This is a genomic window from Streptomyces sp. YJ-C3 (genome assembly GCF_053891275.1).
Genome location: NZ_CM132685.1, coordinates 2742831 through 2758802, shown reverse-complemented (window position 1 = coordinate 2758802; position 15972 = coordinate 2742831). Strand labels below are relative to the sequence as shown.

The window sequence follows — 15972 nt, the reverse complement described above, 5'->3', positions numbered from 1 at the left end:
ACTTTCCTCCAGCACTTGGTTCTTCAGGAGCACTTGGTTCTTCGGGTATCGCCTGCGGGCATCGCCGGTGGCGCGGCCAAGCCAACCACCCCCCGCACCGGCCGCCAAAATCGGGGGCCCGGTACAGGCCGCACGATCAAGGGAACATGTGTTCTATTGTGGGCTCAGTGCTACCGAGGAGGCGTCATGCGCTGGGAGAACCTCACGGACGACCGGGCCGAACACGGCCGGGCGCCGGACGCCGCGCTGTTCGGCACGGACGCGGTGACCACCCGCACCTTCGACAGCCCCGAGTTCCGCGGGGTGACGTTCCACGAGATCCGGGCGCGGTCGATCGTGAACCGGGTGCCCGGCGCGTCCCGGATGCCGTTCGAGTGGACGGTCAATCCGTATCGCGGGTGCACTCACGCGTGCGTCTACTGCTTCGCCAGGAACACCCACCGCTATCTGGACCTGGACACCGGGCTCGGCTTCGACAGCCAGATCGTGGTGAAGGTGAACGCGCCGGAGCTGCTGCGCCGCCATCTCGCCTCGCGCCGCTGGCAGGGCGACCACATCGCGATGGGCACGAACGTCGACTGCTACCAACGGGCCGAGGGGCGCTACCGGTTGATGCCCGGCATCATCGGGGCCCTGCGCGACCACGCGAACCCGTTCTCCGTCCTGACCAAGGGCACGCTGATCCTGCGCGACCTCGAGCTGCTGCGGCAGGCCGCGGAGGTGACGGACGTCGGCATCTCGATGTCGGTCGGCTTCGTGGACCAGGAGCTGTGGCGCACCGTCGAGCCGGGCACCCCCGCGCCCGAGCGCCGGCTCGACGCCGTCCGCGCCCTGGCCGACGCCGGAATCGGGTGCGGGGTGCTGATGGCGCCGGTGATCCCGTTCCTCGGCGACCGTCCGGACCAGCTGCGGGCGACGGTGCGAGCGATCGCACGGGCCGGCGCGACGTCCGTGACGCCGCTCGTGCTGCACCTGCGGCCGGGCGCGCGCGAGTGGTTCATGGCGTGGCTCGGACAGCACCACCCCTATCTGGTGCGGCGCTACGAGCGGCTGTACGCCGAGGGCGCGTACGCCCCCCGGTGGTACCAGCGGCGGATCACGCGTCAGGTCCACGAGCTGGCCGCGGAGTACGGGATCGGGCCCTCGCGCCCGGGAGCGGCGCGGCGCGTCCGCGTGCCGGAGCAGGGCACGGCGCCCGAGCCGGCCGCGCCGACCCAGCTCACGCTGCTGTGAGGGGCACCGGGACTGCGATCGGGTCAATTTGCGGCAGAACGGATTGTTCCGGGCGGCGTTTCCGGGAACATGCGGCAAGGACCGTGGACTCACGGCCCTGACCCCTGCATTCCGGGAGGCCCCATGAAGAAACGCGCAGCCGCTCTGTGCGCCGCCGCAGCCCTGGCCGCCTCCACGGTCGTCACGACCGCGGGCGCCGCGGGCGCCGATGCCGCATCGGCCCCGTCCACGCCGGGCAGCGCCGCCGTCGCCTGGAAGAAGTGCGCCACGAACGACTACCCGACGCTGCAGTGCGGGTCGTTGAAGGTGCCGCTGGACCACACCCGTCCCGCGGGGCGGCAGATCACGCTGGCCCTGTCGCGGATCCCGCACACGGCGAAGACGTTCCAGGGGCCGCTCCTGGTGAACCCCGGCGGGCCCGGCGGCAGCGGGCTCTCGCTCGCCGGGTTCGTGGCGTCGGGCCTGCCGAAGCAGGTCGCGGCACAGTACGACGTCATCGGGTTCGACCCGCGCGGCGTCGGCAAGAGCCGGCCGGCGCTGGACTGCGCGCCCGGCCACTTCAAGCCCGTCCGCCCGCAGAGCGTGCCGCGGACCGAGGTGGTCGAGCAGGCGAACCTGAAGCGCGCGCAGTCGTTCGCGCGGGCCTGCGCGCAGAAGTACGCGGACATCCTGCCGTTCATCGACACGGTCAGCTCGGTGCGGGACATGGACGCGATCCGGGCCGCGCTCGGAGCGAAGAAGCTGAACTACTTCGGCTACTCGTACGGCACCTACCTGGGCGCGGTCTACGCGAAGCACTTCCCCGAGCGGGTGCGGCGCCTCGTCCTCGACTCGATCGTCGACCCGGCGGGCGTCTGGTACCAGGACAACCTCGCGCAGGACCACGCCTTCAACGCCCGGCACCAGGCCTTCCTGGCCTGGGTCGCCAAGTACGACGCGACGTACAAGCTGGGCAAGGACCCCGCGAAGGTCGAGGCCAAGTGGTACGCGATGCGCGACGCGCTCGCGAGGCGGCCCGCGGGCAAGAAGGTGGGCGCCGGGGAGCTGGAGGACACGTTCCTGCCCGGTGGCTACTTCGACGGCTACTGGCCGTATCTGGCCGAGGCGTTCGCCGCGTACGTGAACGACAAGGACCCGGACCCGCTGGTCGAGGCGTACGAGAACTTCGCGGCGGTCGACGCCGCCGGGGACAACGGCTACAGCGTCTACTCGGCCGTCCAGTGCCGGGACGCGTGGTGGCCGCGCGACTGGAACCAGTGGCGTGACGACAACTGGCGGACGCACGAGAAGGCGCCGTTCTCCACGTGGAACAACGCCTGGTACAACGCGCCGTGCGCGTTCTGGCCCACGCGGACGCTGCACCCGAGGACCGTGCGCAACTCCTCGATCCCGCCGGCGCTGCTGTTCCAGGCGACGGACGACGCGGCCACGCCGTACGAGGGCGGCGTCCGGGTCCATCACCTGCTGCGCGGTTCGAGCCTGGTCGTCGAGCAGGGCGGCGGCAACCACGGCATCACGCTCAGCGGGAACGCGTGCCTCGACAAGCACCTCGCCACGTATCTCGCGTCCGGGACGGTGCCGCGCGGCGGCGGCGAGGCCGACGCCGTGTGCAAGAAGCTGCCGGACCCGAAGCCGCTGGCGACGAAGGCGGCCTCGTCCTCGGCGGGCGGCGCCGCGCTGCACGGGCTGCTCGGCTTCCGGGGCTGAGCGGGGCCCGTCGGGGGGGTGGGCGAGGATGGGGCGATGAGCCGACTCACCCACATCCCCGCTCCCGACGGCGTCGCACCGGCCACGGCCTACACCCACGTGGTCATGGGCACGGGCCGCTTCGTCGCCGTCTCCGGCCAGCTCGCTCTCGACGAGCGGGGCGAACTGGTCGGTCCCGGCGATCCGGCGGCACAGGCCCGGCAGGTATTCGAGAACCTGCGCAAATGCCTGGCGGCCGCCGGCGCCGGGTTCGACGACGTGGTGAAACTGACGTACTACATGACCGACATGGCTTTCATGCCGGCGGTACGAGAGGCACGGGACGCGTTCCTCGATCCCGCACGGCTGCCGGCCGCGTCGGCGGTACAGGTGGCGGCGCTGGTCAGCCCCGGGTTCCTGATGGAGATCGAGGCGTTCGCCGTGCTTTCGCGGTGACGGCGGCGGACCTCCTGGTCCGGGAGATGACCCTGGACGACTGCGCCGCCGTGGCGGAAGTGCGGGTGCGCGGCTGGCAGTTCGCGTACGCGGGGCTGATGCCGCAGGCGTATCTCGACGCGATGAGCGTGCAGCGGGACGCCGCGCGGCGCCGGGAACTGTTCGGCCGTGTCACGGAGTTCGTCGCGGAGCGCGCCGGCGCCGTGGTCGGCTGGGCCTGCCACGGCCCGTCGCGGGACCGTGACGTGCCGCCCGGGGAGGCCGAGTTGTACGCGCTGTACGCCCACCCCGCGCATCTGTCGACGGGCGTGGGACGGGCGCTGCTCGACGCCTGCGCGGCCGGTGCGCTCCGCGCGGGGCACTCCTCGATGCGGCTGTGGGTGGTGGAGGGGAACGTGCGGGCGCGGCGCTTCTACGAGCGGGCCGGATTCATGGCGGACGGGGCGCGTGAGCCGTACGAGGTCGGGGGCGCGACGGTGCCGGAGGTCCGGTACGTGCGGGCACCGGCCTGAGCGTCCGCGGCGGATGTCAGAGCGGCGGGAGCCGCGCCAGTGCCGCCGCGGCCGCCATCGCCAGGCGCGGGTGCGCGCACGCCTCCGTGAGGACCTCACGGGCGCGGGGGTCGGCCAGGCTGCCGAGGCCTTCCACACAGGCGAGGGCCACCTTCCGGTACGGGTCGTGCGGCGCGAGCCGGCGGCGGAGCGTGACGATCAGGGCCGGGGCCGATTCGGGCGCCCGGAGCTGGGTGAGCAGCCGGACGGGGTGCAGGGCGTAGGCGACGCGCAGCTCGTTCGTGGCCAGGGCGGCCGCCGCGCGGGCCGTGCGCGGGTCGCCCAGGACGGCCAGGGCCTGGGCCGCCGCCGCGCAGCGGTCCGGGTCGCGGTGGTTCAGGAGCAGGACGAGGGACTCGAAGGCGCGGCTGTCACCCGCGACGCCCAGCCGGTACGCCGCCAGCTCCCGCGCCCACAGCGGCTGCTGCGGCGCGGTCAGCACCGCTGCCAGCTCGTCCCGGTCGTCCGTGGCGGCCAGCTGGTCGAAGGCGGGCGTACCGCCGGATTCCTTCCGGATGCGTTCCGTCACCGTTCGCGACTCTTCGTCCATGGGGTCGAGGGTAGACGCGGCGGGCCTGCGGCGACGTAGATCACACAGACTCGTCAACGTCCAGGGCTGGCGCGCTCGTTACTCGCCGGTTAATCTCAAGTGAGCGGGGCACACTTCCCGCAGTACGACTCTCGGCGGCCTGGTGACGCAGCCGCCCGAGTGCAGTCGGTTCGGTACGCGCTACCGAGGTTCGAGCAGTACGACATGGCTCCGGGACAGGGCCGGTCGGTTCCCGTGCACAGCTGTAAGCGGCACGTTCAACTCCCGTACGCCACACGCCTTTTGTGCGTCTAGGCGTGCGCCCTCAGTCGTCACCCTCACTCCTGGAGTTCCCGGATGGACGCTCCCCTGTCCCGCATCTCTACCGTGGCCGTCGTCGGCCTCGGCACCATGGGCACCGGTATCGCCGAGGTCCTCGCCCGTGCCGGGCGCGAGGTCATCGGCATCGACATCAGCGAGGCCGCCGCCGCGCGGGCCACCCAGGCGCTGGAGACCTCGACGGCGCGTGCGGTGCGCCGTGAGCACCTCACCGAGCAGGAGCGCGCCGAGCTGCTCGCCCGGTTCCGTACGTTCACGGACCTGCAGGCCGCGGCCGACGCCGATCTGGTGATCGAGGTCGCCCCCGAGTCCTACGAGATCAAGCAGCAGATCTTCCGGGCCCTGGACGCGATCGTGCGGCCCGAGGCGGTTCTGGCCACCGGGACCAACGCCCTGTCCGTGACGCGGCTCGCCGCCGACTCCGCGCGGCCCGAGCGCGTCCTCGGTCTGCACTTCTTCAACCCGGCTCCCGCGATGAAGCTCGTCGAGGTGGTCTCCAGCGTGCTGACGGCGCCCGTCGCGGTCGCCGCCGTCACCGATCTCGCCCTGGAACTCGGCAAGGAGCCCGTCGCGGTGGGCGACCGGCCCGGGTTCGTCGCCGACGGGCTGCTGTTCGGCTACCTCAACCAGGCGGCCGCCATGTACGAGGCCAAGTACGCCTCGCGCGAGGACATCGACGCGGCGATGAAGCTGGGCTGCGGGCTTCCCATGGGCCCGCTCGCGCTGCTCGACCTCATCGGCGTGGACACCGCGCGGACCGTCCTCGACGCCATGTACGCGGAGTCCCACGACCGGCTGCACGCCCCGGCGCCGATCCTCAAGCAGCTCAGCGAGGCGGGCCTGACCGGACGCAAGGCGGGCCGCGGCTTCTACACGTACGAGGAGCCGGGCAGCCCGGTCGTGGTGCGGGACGCCCTGACGGCGCCGCAGGAGCAGGCGGCGAGCCCCGCGCGCCCGATCCGGTCCGTCGGCGTCGCCGGCTCCGGGACGATGGCCTCCGGGATCGCCGAGGTCTTCGCGAAGGCCGGCTACGACGTCGTCCTCGCCGCCCGCAGCGAGGAGAAGGCCGAGAAGGCCAAGTCCCGTATCGGCAAGTCGCTTTCGCGCTCTGTCGACAAGGGGCGGATGACGGCGGAGGCGGCCGAGCAGGCGCTCGCGCGCATCTCCCCCGCCGGGTCCTACGACGCGTTCGCCGACGTGGATCTGGCGCTGGAGGCCGTCGCCGAGGACCTGGAGATCAAGCAGCAGCTGTTCACGACGTTCGACAAGGTCTGCAAGCCGGGCGCGATCCTCGCCACGACGACCTCGTCGCTGCCCGTCGTCGCCTGCGCCCGCGCCACCTCGCGCCCGCAGGACGTGATCGGCATGCACTTCTTCAACCCGGCCCCGGCGATGAAGCTCGTCGAGATCGTGCGGACCGTGCTGACCTCGGACGACGTGCACGCCACCGTCCGCGATCTGACGCATCGGATCCGCAAGCACCCGGTGGACTGCGGCGACCGGGCCGGGTTCATCGTGAACGCTTTGCTGTTCCCGTACCTGAACAACGCGATCAAGATGGTGCAGGAGCACTACGCGTCCCTCGACGACATCGACGCCGCGATGAAGCTCGGCGGCGGATACCCGATGGGCCCGTTCGAACTGCTCGACGTGGTCGGTCTGGATGTCTCGCTCGCCATCGAGAAGGTGCTGCACCGCGAGTTCCGCGACCCGGGTCTGGCACCCGCGCCACTGCTGGAACACCTGGTGGCCGCGGGCTGCCTCGGCCGCAAGACGGGCCGTGGCTTCCGCGAATATGCCCGGCGCTGAGCCGGGGTCGGGAGCCGGGTCCGACTGGGGCGGGCTGCTCGGAGCACCGGGCGGCCCGCTTACCGGGGAGCGTTTTGGAACGTACATGCAGTACGTTCGGGTCATGACGCCCGCTCATAAGGCCGACCAGTCCTCCCGTACCTCCGCCACGCCCGACGCTCCGGAGAGCGCCGCGGGCAACCGGGCTGCCGCCCAACGGCTCAAGATGCGCCGTGAGCTGGCGGCCGCGGCGATGGAGCTCTTCGCCACGAAGGGGTACGAGGCCACGACGGTCGACGAGATCGCCGCGCAGGCCGGCGTCGCGCGCCGCACGTTCTTCCGGCACTTCCGCTCCAAGGAAGAGGCGATCTTCCCGGACCACGACGACACCCTGGTGCGCGCCGAGGCCGTGCTGAACGCGGCGCCGCCGCTCGAGCACCCGCTGGACACGGTGTGCCGCGGCATCAAGGAAGTCATGAAGATGTACGCCGCCTCGCCCGCGGTGTCCGTGGAGCGCTACCGCCTCACCCGCGAGGTACCCACGCTGCGCGAGCGCGAGATCGCCTCGGTCGCCCGCTACGAGCGCCTGTTCACCCGCTATCTGCTGGGCCACTTCGACGAGCAGGCCCACCACGACGGCAACGACGACCCGCTGCTCGCCGAGGTCGCCGCCTCCGCCGTCGTCACCGCCCACAACCACGTGCTGCGCCGCTGGCTGCGGGCCGGCGGCCAGGGCGACGTGGAGACGCAGCTCGACCACGCCTTCGCGATCGTGCGCCGCACGTTCGGCACCGGCATCGGGGCCGGTCGCACCCCCGCCGCCCCGGCCCCCGCGCAGGTCTCCCACTCGGGCGAGGTGCTGGTGACGGTGGCCCGCACGGACGCCCCGCTTCCCGAAGTCATGCGGACCATCGAGGAAGCCCTCCGGAACCGGTAGGGCCTGTCCGGCTCCTCTCCCCGCACGCGCCGCCGCAGGCCACGTGACAGCACACGCCGTTCGCGACGCCGGCCGTGCCCGCGGGGCCTCTCACCGACACGGACCCGACACGGAACCGACACCACCGATCCCCGGCCCCTGACCTGGCACGCAGTGCCACATCAGGGGCCTTTTGCATACGCCCCGGGACCCACCGAACCCGCTGGTGATCGATCATCGATCCCCTGACGCACGGGTAACCCGCCTCTGACCACTGATGATCGATCATCGCTCACCTGTTGCGTAAAGATTTCACCTGAGCGAAATTGATGGCACGCAGTGCCTTGTCAGCTGTCACGGTGTGCCATACGTTGAAGGAGTCCGGGCGGCCGGCGTGCAGAGAACTTCCGTACGCCGGCTGTCCCCGCAAGCCGCGACCGACCGTGGCCCGCGCGCCCGGACGCCTGCGTCACAGGCAACCTTCCGCGCCACACCAAGCGCTGCCATCGCACCACCCCGCCGAACCGACGGCACACCCCTCAGCACCACCGCAGCCATCTACCGACCCCGACTCAGCGTTCCCCTCAAAACGCTCATCGCCGGAGGCACCACCGTGAAGGAAATCCTGGACGCGATTCAGTCGCAGACCGCCACGTCTGCCGACTTCGCCGCCCTGCCGCTGCCCGACTCGTACCGCGCGATCACCGTGCACAAGGACGAGACGGAGATGTTCGCGGGGCTCACCACCCGCGAGAAGGACCCGCGCAAGTCGATCCACCTGGACAACGTCCCGGTGCCCGAGCTGGGTCCGGGCGAGGCGCTGGTCGCCGTCATGGCCTCCTCCGTGAACTACAACTCGGTGTGGACCTCGATCTTCGAGCCGCTGTCGACGTTCGCCTTCCTGGAGCGCTACGGCAAGCTGAGCGAGCTGACCAAGCGCCACGACCTGCCGTACCACATCATCGGTTCCGACCTCGCGGGCGTCGTGCTGCGCACCGGTCCCGGTGTCAACGCCTGGCACCCCGGCGACGAGGTCGTCGCGCACTGCCTGAGCGTCGAGCTGGAGTCGAGCGACGGCCACAACGACACGATGCTCGACCCCGAGCAGCGCATCTGGGGCTTCGAGACGAACTTCGGCGGCCTCGCCGAGATCGCGCTCGTCAAGTCCAACCAGCTGATGCCGAAGCCGGACCACCTCAGCTGGGAGGAGGCGGCCGCTCCCGGTCTCGTGAACTCGACCGCCTACCGTCAGCTCGTCTCCCGCAACGGCGCCGGCATGAAGCAGGGCGACAACGTCCTGATCTGGGGCGCGAGCGGCGGACTCGGCAGTTACGCCACGCAGTTCGCGCTGGCGGGCGGCGCCAACCCGATCTGTGTCGTCTCCAGCGAGCAGAAGGCGGACATCTGCCGCTCGATGGGCGCCGAGGCGATCATCGACCGCAGCGCCGAGGGCTACAAGTTCTGGAAGGACGAGCGCACCCAGGACCCGAAGGAGTGGAAGCGCTTCGGCAAGCGCATCCGCGAGTTCACCGGCGGCGAGGACATCGACATCGTCTTCGAGCACCCCGGACGCGAGACCTTCGGCGCCAGCGTCTACGTCACGCGCAAGGGCGGCACCATCACCACCTGCGCCTCGACCTCGGGCTACATGCACGAGTACGACAACCGCTACCTGTGGATGTCGCTGAAGCGGATCATCGGCTCACACTTCGCCAACTACCGCGAGGCGTGGGAGGCCAACCGTCTGATCGCCAAGGGCAAGATCCACCCGACGCTCTCCAAGGTCTACTCCCTGGAGGACACCGGGCAGGCCGCCTACGACGTGCACCGCAACCTCCACCAGGGCAAGGTCGGCGTCCTCGCGCTCGCTCCCGAGGAGGGCCTGGGCGTGCGCGACCACGAGAAGCGCGCCCAGCACATCGACGCCATCAACCGCTTCCGCAACATCTGAACCGACGGAGGGTCAACGGCTCATGACTGAGCGTCAGAAGGACCGGCCGTGGTTGATGCGCACCTACGCCGGTCACTCCACGGCGGAGGCGTCCAACGAGCTGTACCGGCGCAACCTCGCCAAGGGCCAGACGGGTCTGTCGGTCGCGTTCGACCTGCCGACCCAGACGGGCTACGACCCGGACCACATCCTCGCCCGCGGCGAGGTCGGCCGGGTCGGCGTGCCGGTCTCGCACCTCGGTGACATGCGGCGTCTGTTCCAGGACATCCCCCTGGAGCAGATGAACACCTCGATGACCATCAACGCCACGGCCATGTGGCTTCTGGCGCTCTATCAGGTCGTCGCGGAGGAGCAGGGCGCGGACATCGCCACGCTCCAGGGCACGACGCAGAACGACATCGTCAAGGAGTACCTGTCGCGCGGGACGCACGTCTTCCCGCCGGGGCCCTCCCTGCGTCTGACGACCGACATGATCGCCTACACGGTGTCCCACATCCCCAAGTGGAACCCGATCAACATCTGCTCGTACCACCTTCAGGAGGCGGGGGCCACACCGGTCCAGGAGATCGCGTACGCGATGTCCACCGCCATCGCCGTTCTCGATGCCGTACGCGACTCAGGGCAGGTCCCCGCCGAGAAGTTCGGGGACGTCGTGGCCCGCATCTCCTTCTTCGTGAACGCGGGTGTCCGCTTCATCGAGGAGATGTGCAAGATGCGGGCGTTCGGGCGGATCTGGGACCAGATCACGCGCGAGCGGTACGGCATCGAGAACGCGAAGCAGCGCCGCTTCCGGTACGGGGTCCAGGTCAACTCGCTGGGCCTCACCGAGGCGCAGCCGGAGAACAACGTCCAGCGGATCGTCCTGGAGATGCTGGCCGTGACGCTGTCGAAGGACGCACGCGCTCGCGCCGTCCAGCTCCCGGCGTGGAACGAGGCGTTGGGCCTGCCCCGCCCCTGGGACCAGCAGTGGTCGCTGCGGATCCAGCAGGTCCTCGCCCATGAGAGCGACCTGTTGGAGTACGAGGACATCTTCGCCGGCTCGCACGTCATCGAGAAGAAGGTCGACGCGCTGGTCGCGGAGTCCCTCGCCGAGATCGACCGGATCCAGGAGATGGGCGGCGCGATGGCCGCCGTCGAGTCGGGCTACCTCAAGTCGCAGCTCGTCTCCTCGCACGCCGAGCGCCGGGCCCGGATCGAGGGCGGCGAGGAGAAGATCGTCGGCGTCAACATCTACGAGTCGACCGAGCCGAACCCGCTCACCGCCGATCTGGACGCCGCGATCATGACGGTCGACCACCAGGTCGAGGCGCGGGTCGTGCGGGCGATCGGCGACTGGCGCACCACGCGTCAGGAGTCGAGCGACCGGCAGGGCATGGGCGACCCGTTCCACTACCCGACCACCCAGCAGGCCCTGGAGCGCCTGAAGGAGGCCGCGGCCGGCACGGAGAACCTCATGGAGGCCACGCTCGAGTGCGCCCGCGCCGGGGTCACGACCGGCGAGTGGTCCGAGGCGCTGCGCGAGGTGTTCGGCGAGTTCCGGGCGCCCACCGGGGTCTCGTCGGCGCCGGTCGCGGTCACCGCGGAGGAGGGCACGCCGCTCGCCCAGGTCCGCGAGAAGGTCCGCCGCACCGGCGACGAGCTCGGCGGCAAGCTGCGCCTGCTCGTCGGCAAGCCCGGCCTGGACGGGCACTCCAACGGTGCCGAGCAGATCGCCGTCCGTGCCCGGGACGCCGGGTTCGAGGTGGTCTACCAGGGCATCCGGCTCACCCCGGAACAGATCGTGTCCGCCGCGCTCGCCGAGGACGTGCACTGCGTCGGCCTGTCGATCCTCTCCGGGTCGCACGCCGAACTGGTGCCGGACGTGCTCGCCCGGCTGCGCGAGGCGGGCGCCCCCGACATCCCCGTGATCGTCGGGGGCATCATCCCCAACGCCGACGCCGAGGACCTGAAGCGGGCGGGAGTCGCCGCCGTCTTCACCCCCAAGGACTTCGGCATCACGGAGATCATCGGCCGTATCGTCGACGAGATCCGGCTAGCGAACCAGCTCGACCCACTGGAGGTCCCCGCATGACTGTGAACCGTCTCCGCCCGCGCCGCTCCTGCCTCGCGGTGCCCGGAAGCAACCCCCGCTTCCTGGAGAAGGCCCAGGGTCTGGCGGCCGACCAGGTCTTCCTCGACCTGGAGGACGCCTGCGCGCCGCTCGCCAAGCCGGAGGCCCGGCACACCATCGTCAAGTTCCTCAACGAGGGCGACTGGACGGGCAAGACGCGGGTCGTGCGGGTCAACGACTGGACGACCGAGTGGACGTACCGCGACGTCGTGACCGTCGTCGAGGGCGCGGGGCAGAACCTCGACTGCATCATGCTGCCGAAGGTGCAGACGGCCGACCAGGTCGTGGCGCTGGACCTGCTGCTGACGCAGATCGAGAAGACGATGGGCTTCGAGGTCGGCAAGATCGGCATCGAGGCGCAGATCGAGAACGCGCAGGGCCTGAACAACGTCAACGCGATCGCCGAGGCCTCGCCGCGCATCGAGACGATCATCTTCGGCCCGGCCGACTTCATGGCCTCCATCAACATGAAGTCGCTGGTCGTCGGCGAGCAGCCGCCCGGCTACGGCGCCGACGCGTACCACTACATCCTCATGAAGATCCTGATGGCGGCCCGCGCGAACGACCTCCAGGCGATCGACGGCCCCTACCTCCAGATCCGCAACGTCGACGGCTTCCGCGAGGTCGCGGGGCGTGCCGCGGCGCTCGGCTTCGACGGCAAGTGGGTGCTGCACCCCGGCCAGGTCGAGGCGGCCAACGAGATCTTCTCGCCGTCGCAGGAGCACTTCGACCACGCCGAGCTGATCCTGGACGCGTACGACTACTACACGTCCGAGGCGGGCGGCAAGAAGGGCTCCGCGATGCTCGGCGACGAGATGATCGACGAGGCCAGCCGCAAGATGGCCCTGGTCATCTCCGGCAAGGGCCGGGCCGCCGGCATGCAGCGCACCAGCACGTTCGAGGCCCCGGAGGCGTAAGACACATGCAGTTCGGCCGCACCTATGAAGAGTTCACCGTCGGGGACGTCTACAAGCACTGGCCCGGGAAGACGGTCACGGAGTACGACGACCACCTCTTCTGTCTCCTGACGATGAACCACCACCCGCTCCACATGGACACCAACTATGCGGAGAGGACGACCGACTTCGGGAAGAACGTCGTCGTCGGCAACTACATCTACTCGCTGCTGCTCGGCATGTCGGTGCCGGACGTCTCCGGGAAGGCGATCGCCAACCTGGAGATCGAGTCGCTGAAGCACGTGGCGCCGACCTTCCACGGCGACACGATCTACGGCGAGACGACGGTCCTCGACAAGACGCCCTCGAAGTCGAAGTCGGACCGCGGGATCGTGTACGTCGAGACCAAGGGCTACAAGCAGGACGGCACGCTCGTCTGCGTCTTCCGCCGCAAGGTGATGGTGCCCACCGAGACGTACATCAAGGAGCGCGGCGGCGAGCAGCCCGGCCGCCCCGAGCTCAAGTCCCAGGAGAAGTGATGAGCCGACTCGCCCAGACCCACGGCCTGACCGACGTGCAGCAGGAAATCCTGTCCACCGTGCGGGACTTCGTGGACAAGGAGATCATCCCGGTCGCGACGGAGCTGGAGCACCGCGACGAGTACCCGCAAGCGATCGTCGACGGGCTCAAGGAGTTGGGCCTGTTCGGTCTCATGATCCCCGAGGAGTACGGGGGTCTGGGCGAGTCGCTGCTGACGTACGCGCTGTGCGTGGAGGAGATCGCGCGCGGCTGGATGTCGGTCTCCGGCATCATCAACACGCACTTCATCGTGGCGTACATGCTCAAGCAGCACGGGACGCAGGAGCAGAAGGAGTACTTCCTTCCGCGGATGGCGCTCGGCGAGGTGCGCGGCGCGTTCTCGATGTCCGAGCCGGCTCTCGGCTCCGATGTGTCGGCGATCTCGTCGAAGGCGGTCAAGGACGGCGACGAGTACGTCCTGAACGGCCAGAAGATGTGGTTGACGAACGGCGGCACGTCAACGCTTGTGGCGGTTCTCACGCGAAGTGACGAAGGTCATCCCGAGGGCACGGCCCCGCACAAGTCGATGACGACCTTCCTCGTGGAGAAGGAGCCCGGTTTCGGAGAGGTCCGGCCCGGCCTCACGATCCCCGGGAAGATCGACAAGATGGGCTACAAGGGCGTCGACACCACCGAATTGATCATGGACGGGCTACGCATTCCGGCCAATCGTGTACTCGGCGGGCGGACGGGCCGAGGGTTTTACCAAATGATGGACGGCGTCGAGGTCGGGCGGGTAAATGTCGCGGCGCGTGGTTGCGGGGTCGCGCAGCGTGCATTTGAGCTGGGAGTCTCCTATGCCCAGCAACGCCACACTTTCGGCAAGCAGATCGCACAGCACCAGGCGATCCAGTTCAAGTTGGCCGAGATGGCTACCAAGGTCGAGGCCGCCCATGCGATGATGGTGAATGCAGCACGCAAAAAGGACTCCGGGGAACGAAACGACCTCGAAGCAGGAATGGCCAAGTACCTGGCCTCCGAATACTGCAAAGAAGTCGTGGAGGACGCGTTCCGGATTCACGGTGGATACGGGTTCTCGAAGGAGTACGAGATCGAGCGTCTGTACCGTGAGGCACCCATGCTGCTGATCGGTGAAGGTACCGCCGAAATCCAGAAAATGATCATTGGTCGTCGGTTGCTCGAAGAGTATCGATTCCAGGGCTGAGCCTGGTGAGATGTCCTGTTTCGGGGTGTTTTCTTCGCGAAGAAGATCACACCCCGTCAACACTCTTCGGCCGCCGACTCGGCTTCCTGGCTTGCCCAGTTGTGGCTCGCAACCGATAGCATCCCCGGAAAAGCCGCCGTCCCCCCGTAACCAGCGCGGCCTCATCCGCTACGAAGGTCATCCATGCCCCACAGCCAAACCTCTGCACCACGCGACGGCGTCCTGAAGGGACGTCTTGCGCGCGGAGCCTCGCCGTGGCTTCTCCCGACCGTCGCCACGGCTGCCCTCAGCCTGGCCCGTTCGCGCCGCTCCAAGAAGGCAGCAGCACTCGCCGTCCCGACCACCGCTCTGGCGGCCGGCATGCTGTGGTTCTTCCGCGACCCCGAGCGCGAGATCGCCCAGGGCCGGGTCATCTCCCCGGCCGACGGCGTGGTGCAGAGCATCATGCCGTGGAAGGACGGTCGCACCCGCGTCGCGATCTTCATGAGCCCGCTGAACGTCCACGTGAACCGTGCGCCCCTGGCCGGCACCGTGACGTCCGTTGAACACATCCCGGGCGGGTTCGTCCCGGCGTTCAACAAGGAGAGCGAGAACAACGAGCGCGTCGTCTGGCACTTCGACACCGAGCTCGGTGACATTGAGATGATCCAGATCGCCGGTGCCGTGGCCCGCCGCATCGTGCCGTACATCCCCCAGGGCACGAAGGTGGAGCAGGGCGAGCGCATCGGTCTGATCCGGTTCGGTTCGCGCGTCGACATCTACCTCCCCGAAGGGGTCGAGGTGGACGTCGAGGTGGGCCAGAAGACGGTGGCTGGGGTGACTCGCATTGACCGTGACTGACCCCGAGACCCAGGCCGGCTGGGTGCCCGAGACGGACGAGGCGGACGACGCGGAGGAGATGCCGCTCTCACTGCGCCTGTCGATAGCGGACACCCTGACGCTCGGCAACGCCACGTGCGGCTTCATGGCGGTCTACTTCACGACGACCGGCATCCTGATCCCGCACATCCAGGGCAGCAACGACTCCGGCATGGCCCGGCACTCCGCCGCCACCGCCGTGATCCTGATGCTCGCCGCCGCGATCTTCGACCTGTTCGACGGTCTGGTGGCCCGCAAGCTGCGCTCGTCGCCGATGGGCGCCGAGCTGGACAACCTGTCCGACCTGATCAGCTTCGGCCTCGCCCCGGCGTACTTCGTGCTCGTCTACGGCATGGTCGCCGACGACGCGCACCAGAGGGTCGCGGCGGTGGGCGCCATCGTGGTGCTCCTGGCGGTGGTGCTGCGGCTTGCGCGGTTCTCCTGCGTGACCGTGAAGGACGGCACCTTCCAGGGCATGCCGTCGCCGTTCGGCGCGCTGACCGTCGTCTCGATCGTGCTGCTGGAGCTGCCCTTCGTGGCGACGCTGCTCGCGATCATCGGCACCGCGTGGCTGATGGTGAGCCGCGTCGAGTACCCGAAGCCGCGGGGCCGCCTCGCGGTCGCGATGCTGTCGTGGATCGTGCTCAGCATGGGTCTGCTGGCGGCGTGGGCGTTCGACGCCCCGGGCGGTCAGCTGCTCCTCGCGACCGGCTGCGCGCTGCAGCTCGTCCTCGGCGCGGTCATCCCGCTGTTCGCGACGGCCCGGAGGGTGAACAACTTCCGGGACAACCGACGCGAGGCGCGAGCGGCCCAGCTGCCGTAGCACCGCTTCCCGTACGTGCCTGAAGGGCCCGGAGCCGATATCGGCTCCGGGCCCTTCAGCGTTCCTGTGACGGCTTCTGCCGCCGGGGTGAG

At 69.5% G+C, this 15972-nt stretch carries 14 protein-coding genes; 13 read left to right on the top strand and 1 reads right to left on the bottom strand.

Features of this window, described 5'->3' with window-relative positions:
* Positions 1-186 precede the first annotated feature (186 nt).
* The 4 genes from ACVHNB_RS12155 (at position 187) to ACVHNB_RS12140 (ending at position 3887) form a co-directional block, all read left to right on the top strand.
* Positions 187-1233 (top strand): Rv2578c family radical SAM protein, encoded by a 1047-nt coding sequence (locus tag ACVHNB_RS12155; RefSeq protein ID WP_456228032.1) that lies wholly within the window; start codon positions 187-189, stop codon positions 1231-1233.
* 123 nt (positions 1234-1356) lie between these two features.
* Positions 1357-2940 (top strand): alpha/beta hydrolase, encoded by a 1584-nt coding sequence (locus ACVHNB_RS12150; protein WP_428951355.1) that lies wholly within the window; start codon positions 1357-1359, stop codon positions 2938-2940.
* 36 nt (positions 2941-2976) lie between these two features.
* Positions 2977-3375, top strand: coding sequence for a RidA family protein (locus tag ACVHNB_RS12145; protein ID WP_456228031.1), 399 nt, complete (start codon positions 2977-2979; stop codon positions 3373-3375).
* Between the two features lie 26 nt (positions 3376-3401).
* Positions 3402-3887: an N-acetyltransferase family protein gene (locus tag ACVHNB_RS12140; protein WP_456228872.1), complete on the top strand. Its 486-nt coding sequence runs from the start codon at positions 3402-3404 to the stop codon at positions 3885-3887.
* A gap of 16 nt (positions 3888-3903) precedes the next feature.
* Here the strand turns inward: ACVHNB_RS12140 and ACVHNB_RS12135 are convergent, their stop codons facing one another.
* Positions 3904-4476 (bottom strand): adenylosuccinate lyase, encoded by a 573-nt coding sequence (locus tag ACVHNB_RS12135; protein ID WP_428951358.1) that lies wholly within the window; start codon positions 4474-4476, stop codon positions 3904-3906.
* A 336-nt stretch (positions 4477-4812) separates the two neighbouring features.
* Between ACVHNB_RS12135 and ACVHNB_RS12130 the strand changes: the two genes are divergently transcribed.
* The 9 genes from ACVHNB_RS12130 to pssA all read left to right on the top strand — a co-directional run bounded on the left by ACVHNB_RS12130 (position 4813) and on the right by pssA (position 15880).
* Positions 4813-6603 carry a 3-hydroxyacyl-CoA dehydrogenase family protein gene (locus tag ACVHNB_RS12130; protein WP_428951359.1) on the top strand — a complete coding sequence of 597 codons (1791 nt, stop codon included), beginning with the start codon at positions 4813-4815 and terminating at the stop codon, positions 6601-6603.
* 85 nt (positions 6604-6688) lie between these two features.
* Positions 6689-7519: a TetR family transcriptional regulator gene (locus ACVHNB_RS12125; protein ID WP_428951360.1), complete on the top strand. Its 831-nt coding sequence runs from the start codon at positions 6689-6691 to the stop codon at positions 7517-7519.
* A 592-nt stretch (positions 7520-8111) separates the two neighbouring features.
* Positions 8112-9449, top strand: coding sequence for a crotonyl-CoA carboxylase/reductase (gene ccrA, locus ACVHNB_RS12120; protein ID WP_456228030.1), 1338 nt, complete (start codon positions 8112-8114; stop codon positions 9447-9449).
* Positions 9450-9471: 22 nt separating this feature from the next.
* Positions 9472-11520 carry a protein meaA gene (locus tag ACVHNB_RS12115; RefSeq protein ID WP_456228029.1) on the top strand — a complete coding sequence of 683 codons (2049 nt, stop codon included), beginning with the start codon at positions 9472-9474 and terminating at the stop codon, positions 11518-11520.
* On the top strand, positions 11517-12476 hold the full coding sequence (locus ACVHNB_RS12110; protein WP_456228028.1) for an HpcH/HpaI aldolase/citrate lyase family protein: 960 nt from the start codon (positions 11517-11519) through the stop codon (positions 12474-12476). Before ACVHNB_RS12115 ends, ACVHNB_RS12110 begins: the two co-directional genes overlap by 4 nt.
* A 5-nt stretch (positions 12477-12481) precedes the next feature.
* Positions 12482-12994, top strand: a complete 513-nt coding sequence (locus ACVHNB_RS12105; protein WP_428951363.1) for a MaoC family dehydratase — start codon at positions 12482-12484, stop codon at positions 12992-12994.
* Entirely contained in the window at positions 12994-14199 is a 1206-nt protein-coding gene (locus ACVHNB_RS12100; RefSeq protein WP_428951364.1) for an acyl-CoA dehydrogenase family protein, read from the top strand. The genes ACVHNB_RS12105 and ACVHNB_RS12100 overlap by 1 nt, the downstream gene beginning before the upstream one ends.
* Before the next feature lie 183 nt (positions 14200-14382).
* Positions 14383-15039, top strand: coding sequence for a phosphatidylserine decarboxylase (locus ACVHNB_RS12095; RefSeq protein ID WP_428951365.1), 657 nt, complete (start codon positions 14383-14385; stop codon positions 15037-15039).
* A gap of 22 nt (positions 15040-15061) precedes the next feature.
* Entirely contained in the window at positions 15062-15880 is an 819-nt protein-coding gene (gene pssA / locus ACVHNB_RS12090; protein ID WP_428957486.1) for a CDP-diacylglycerol--serine O-phosphatidyltransferase, read from the top strand.
* The last annotated feature ends 92 nt before the right edge of the window (positions 15881-15972 follow it).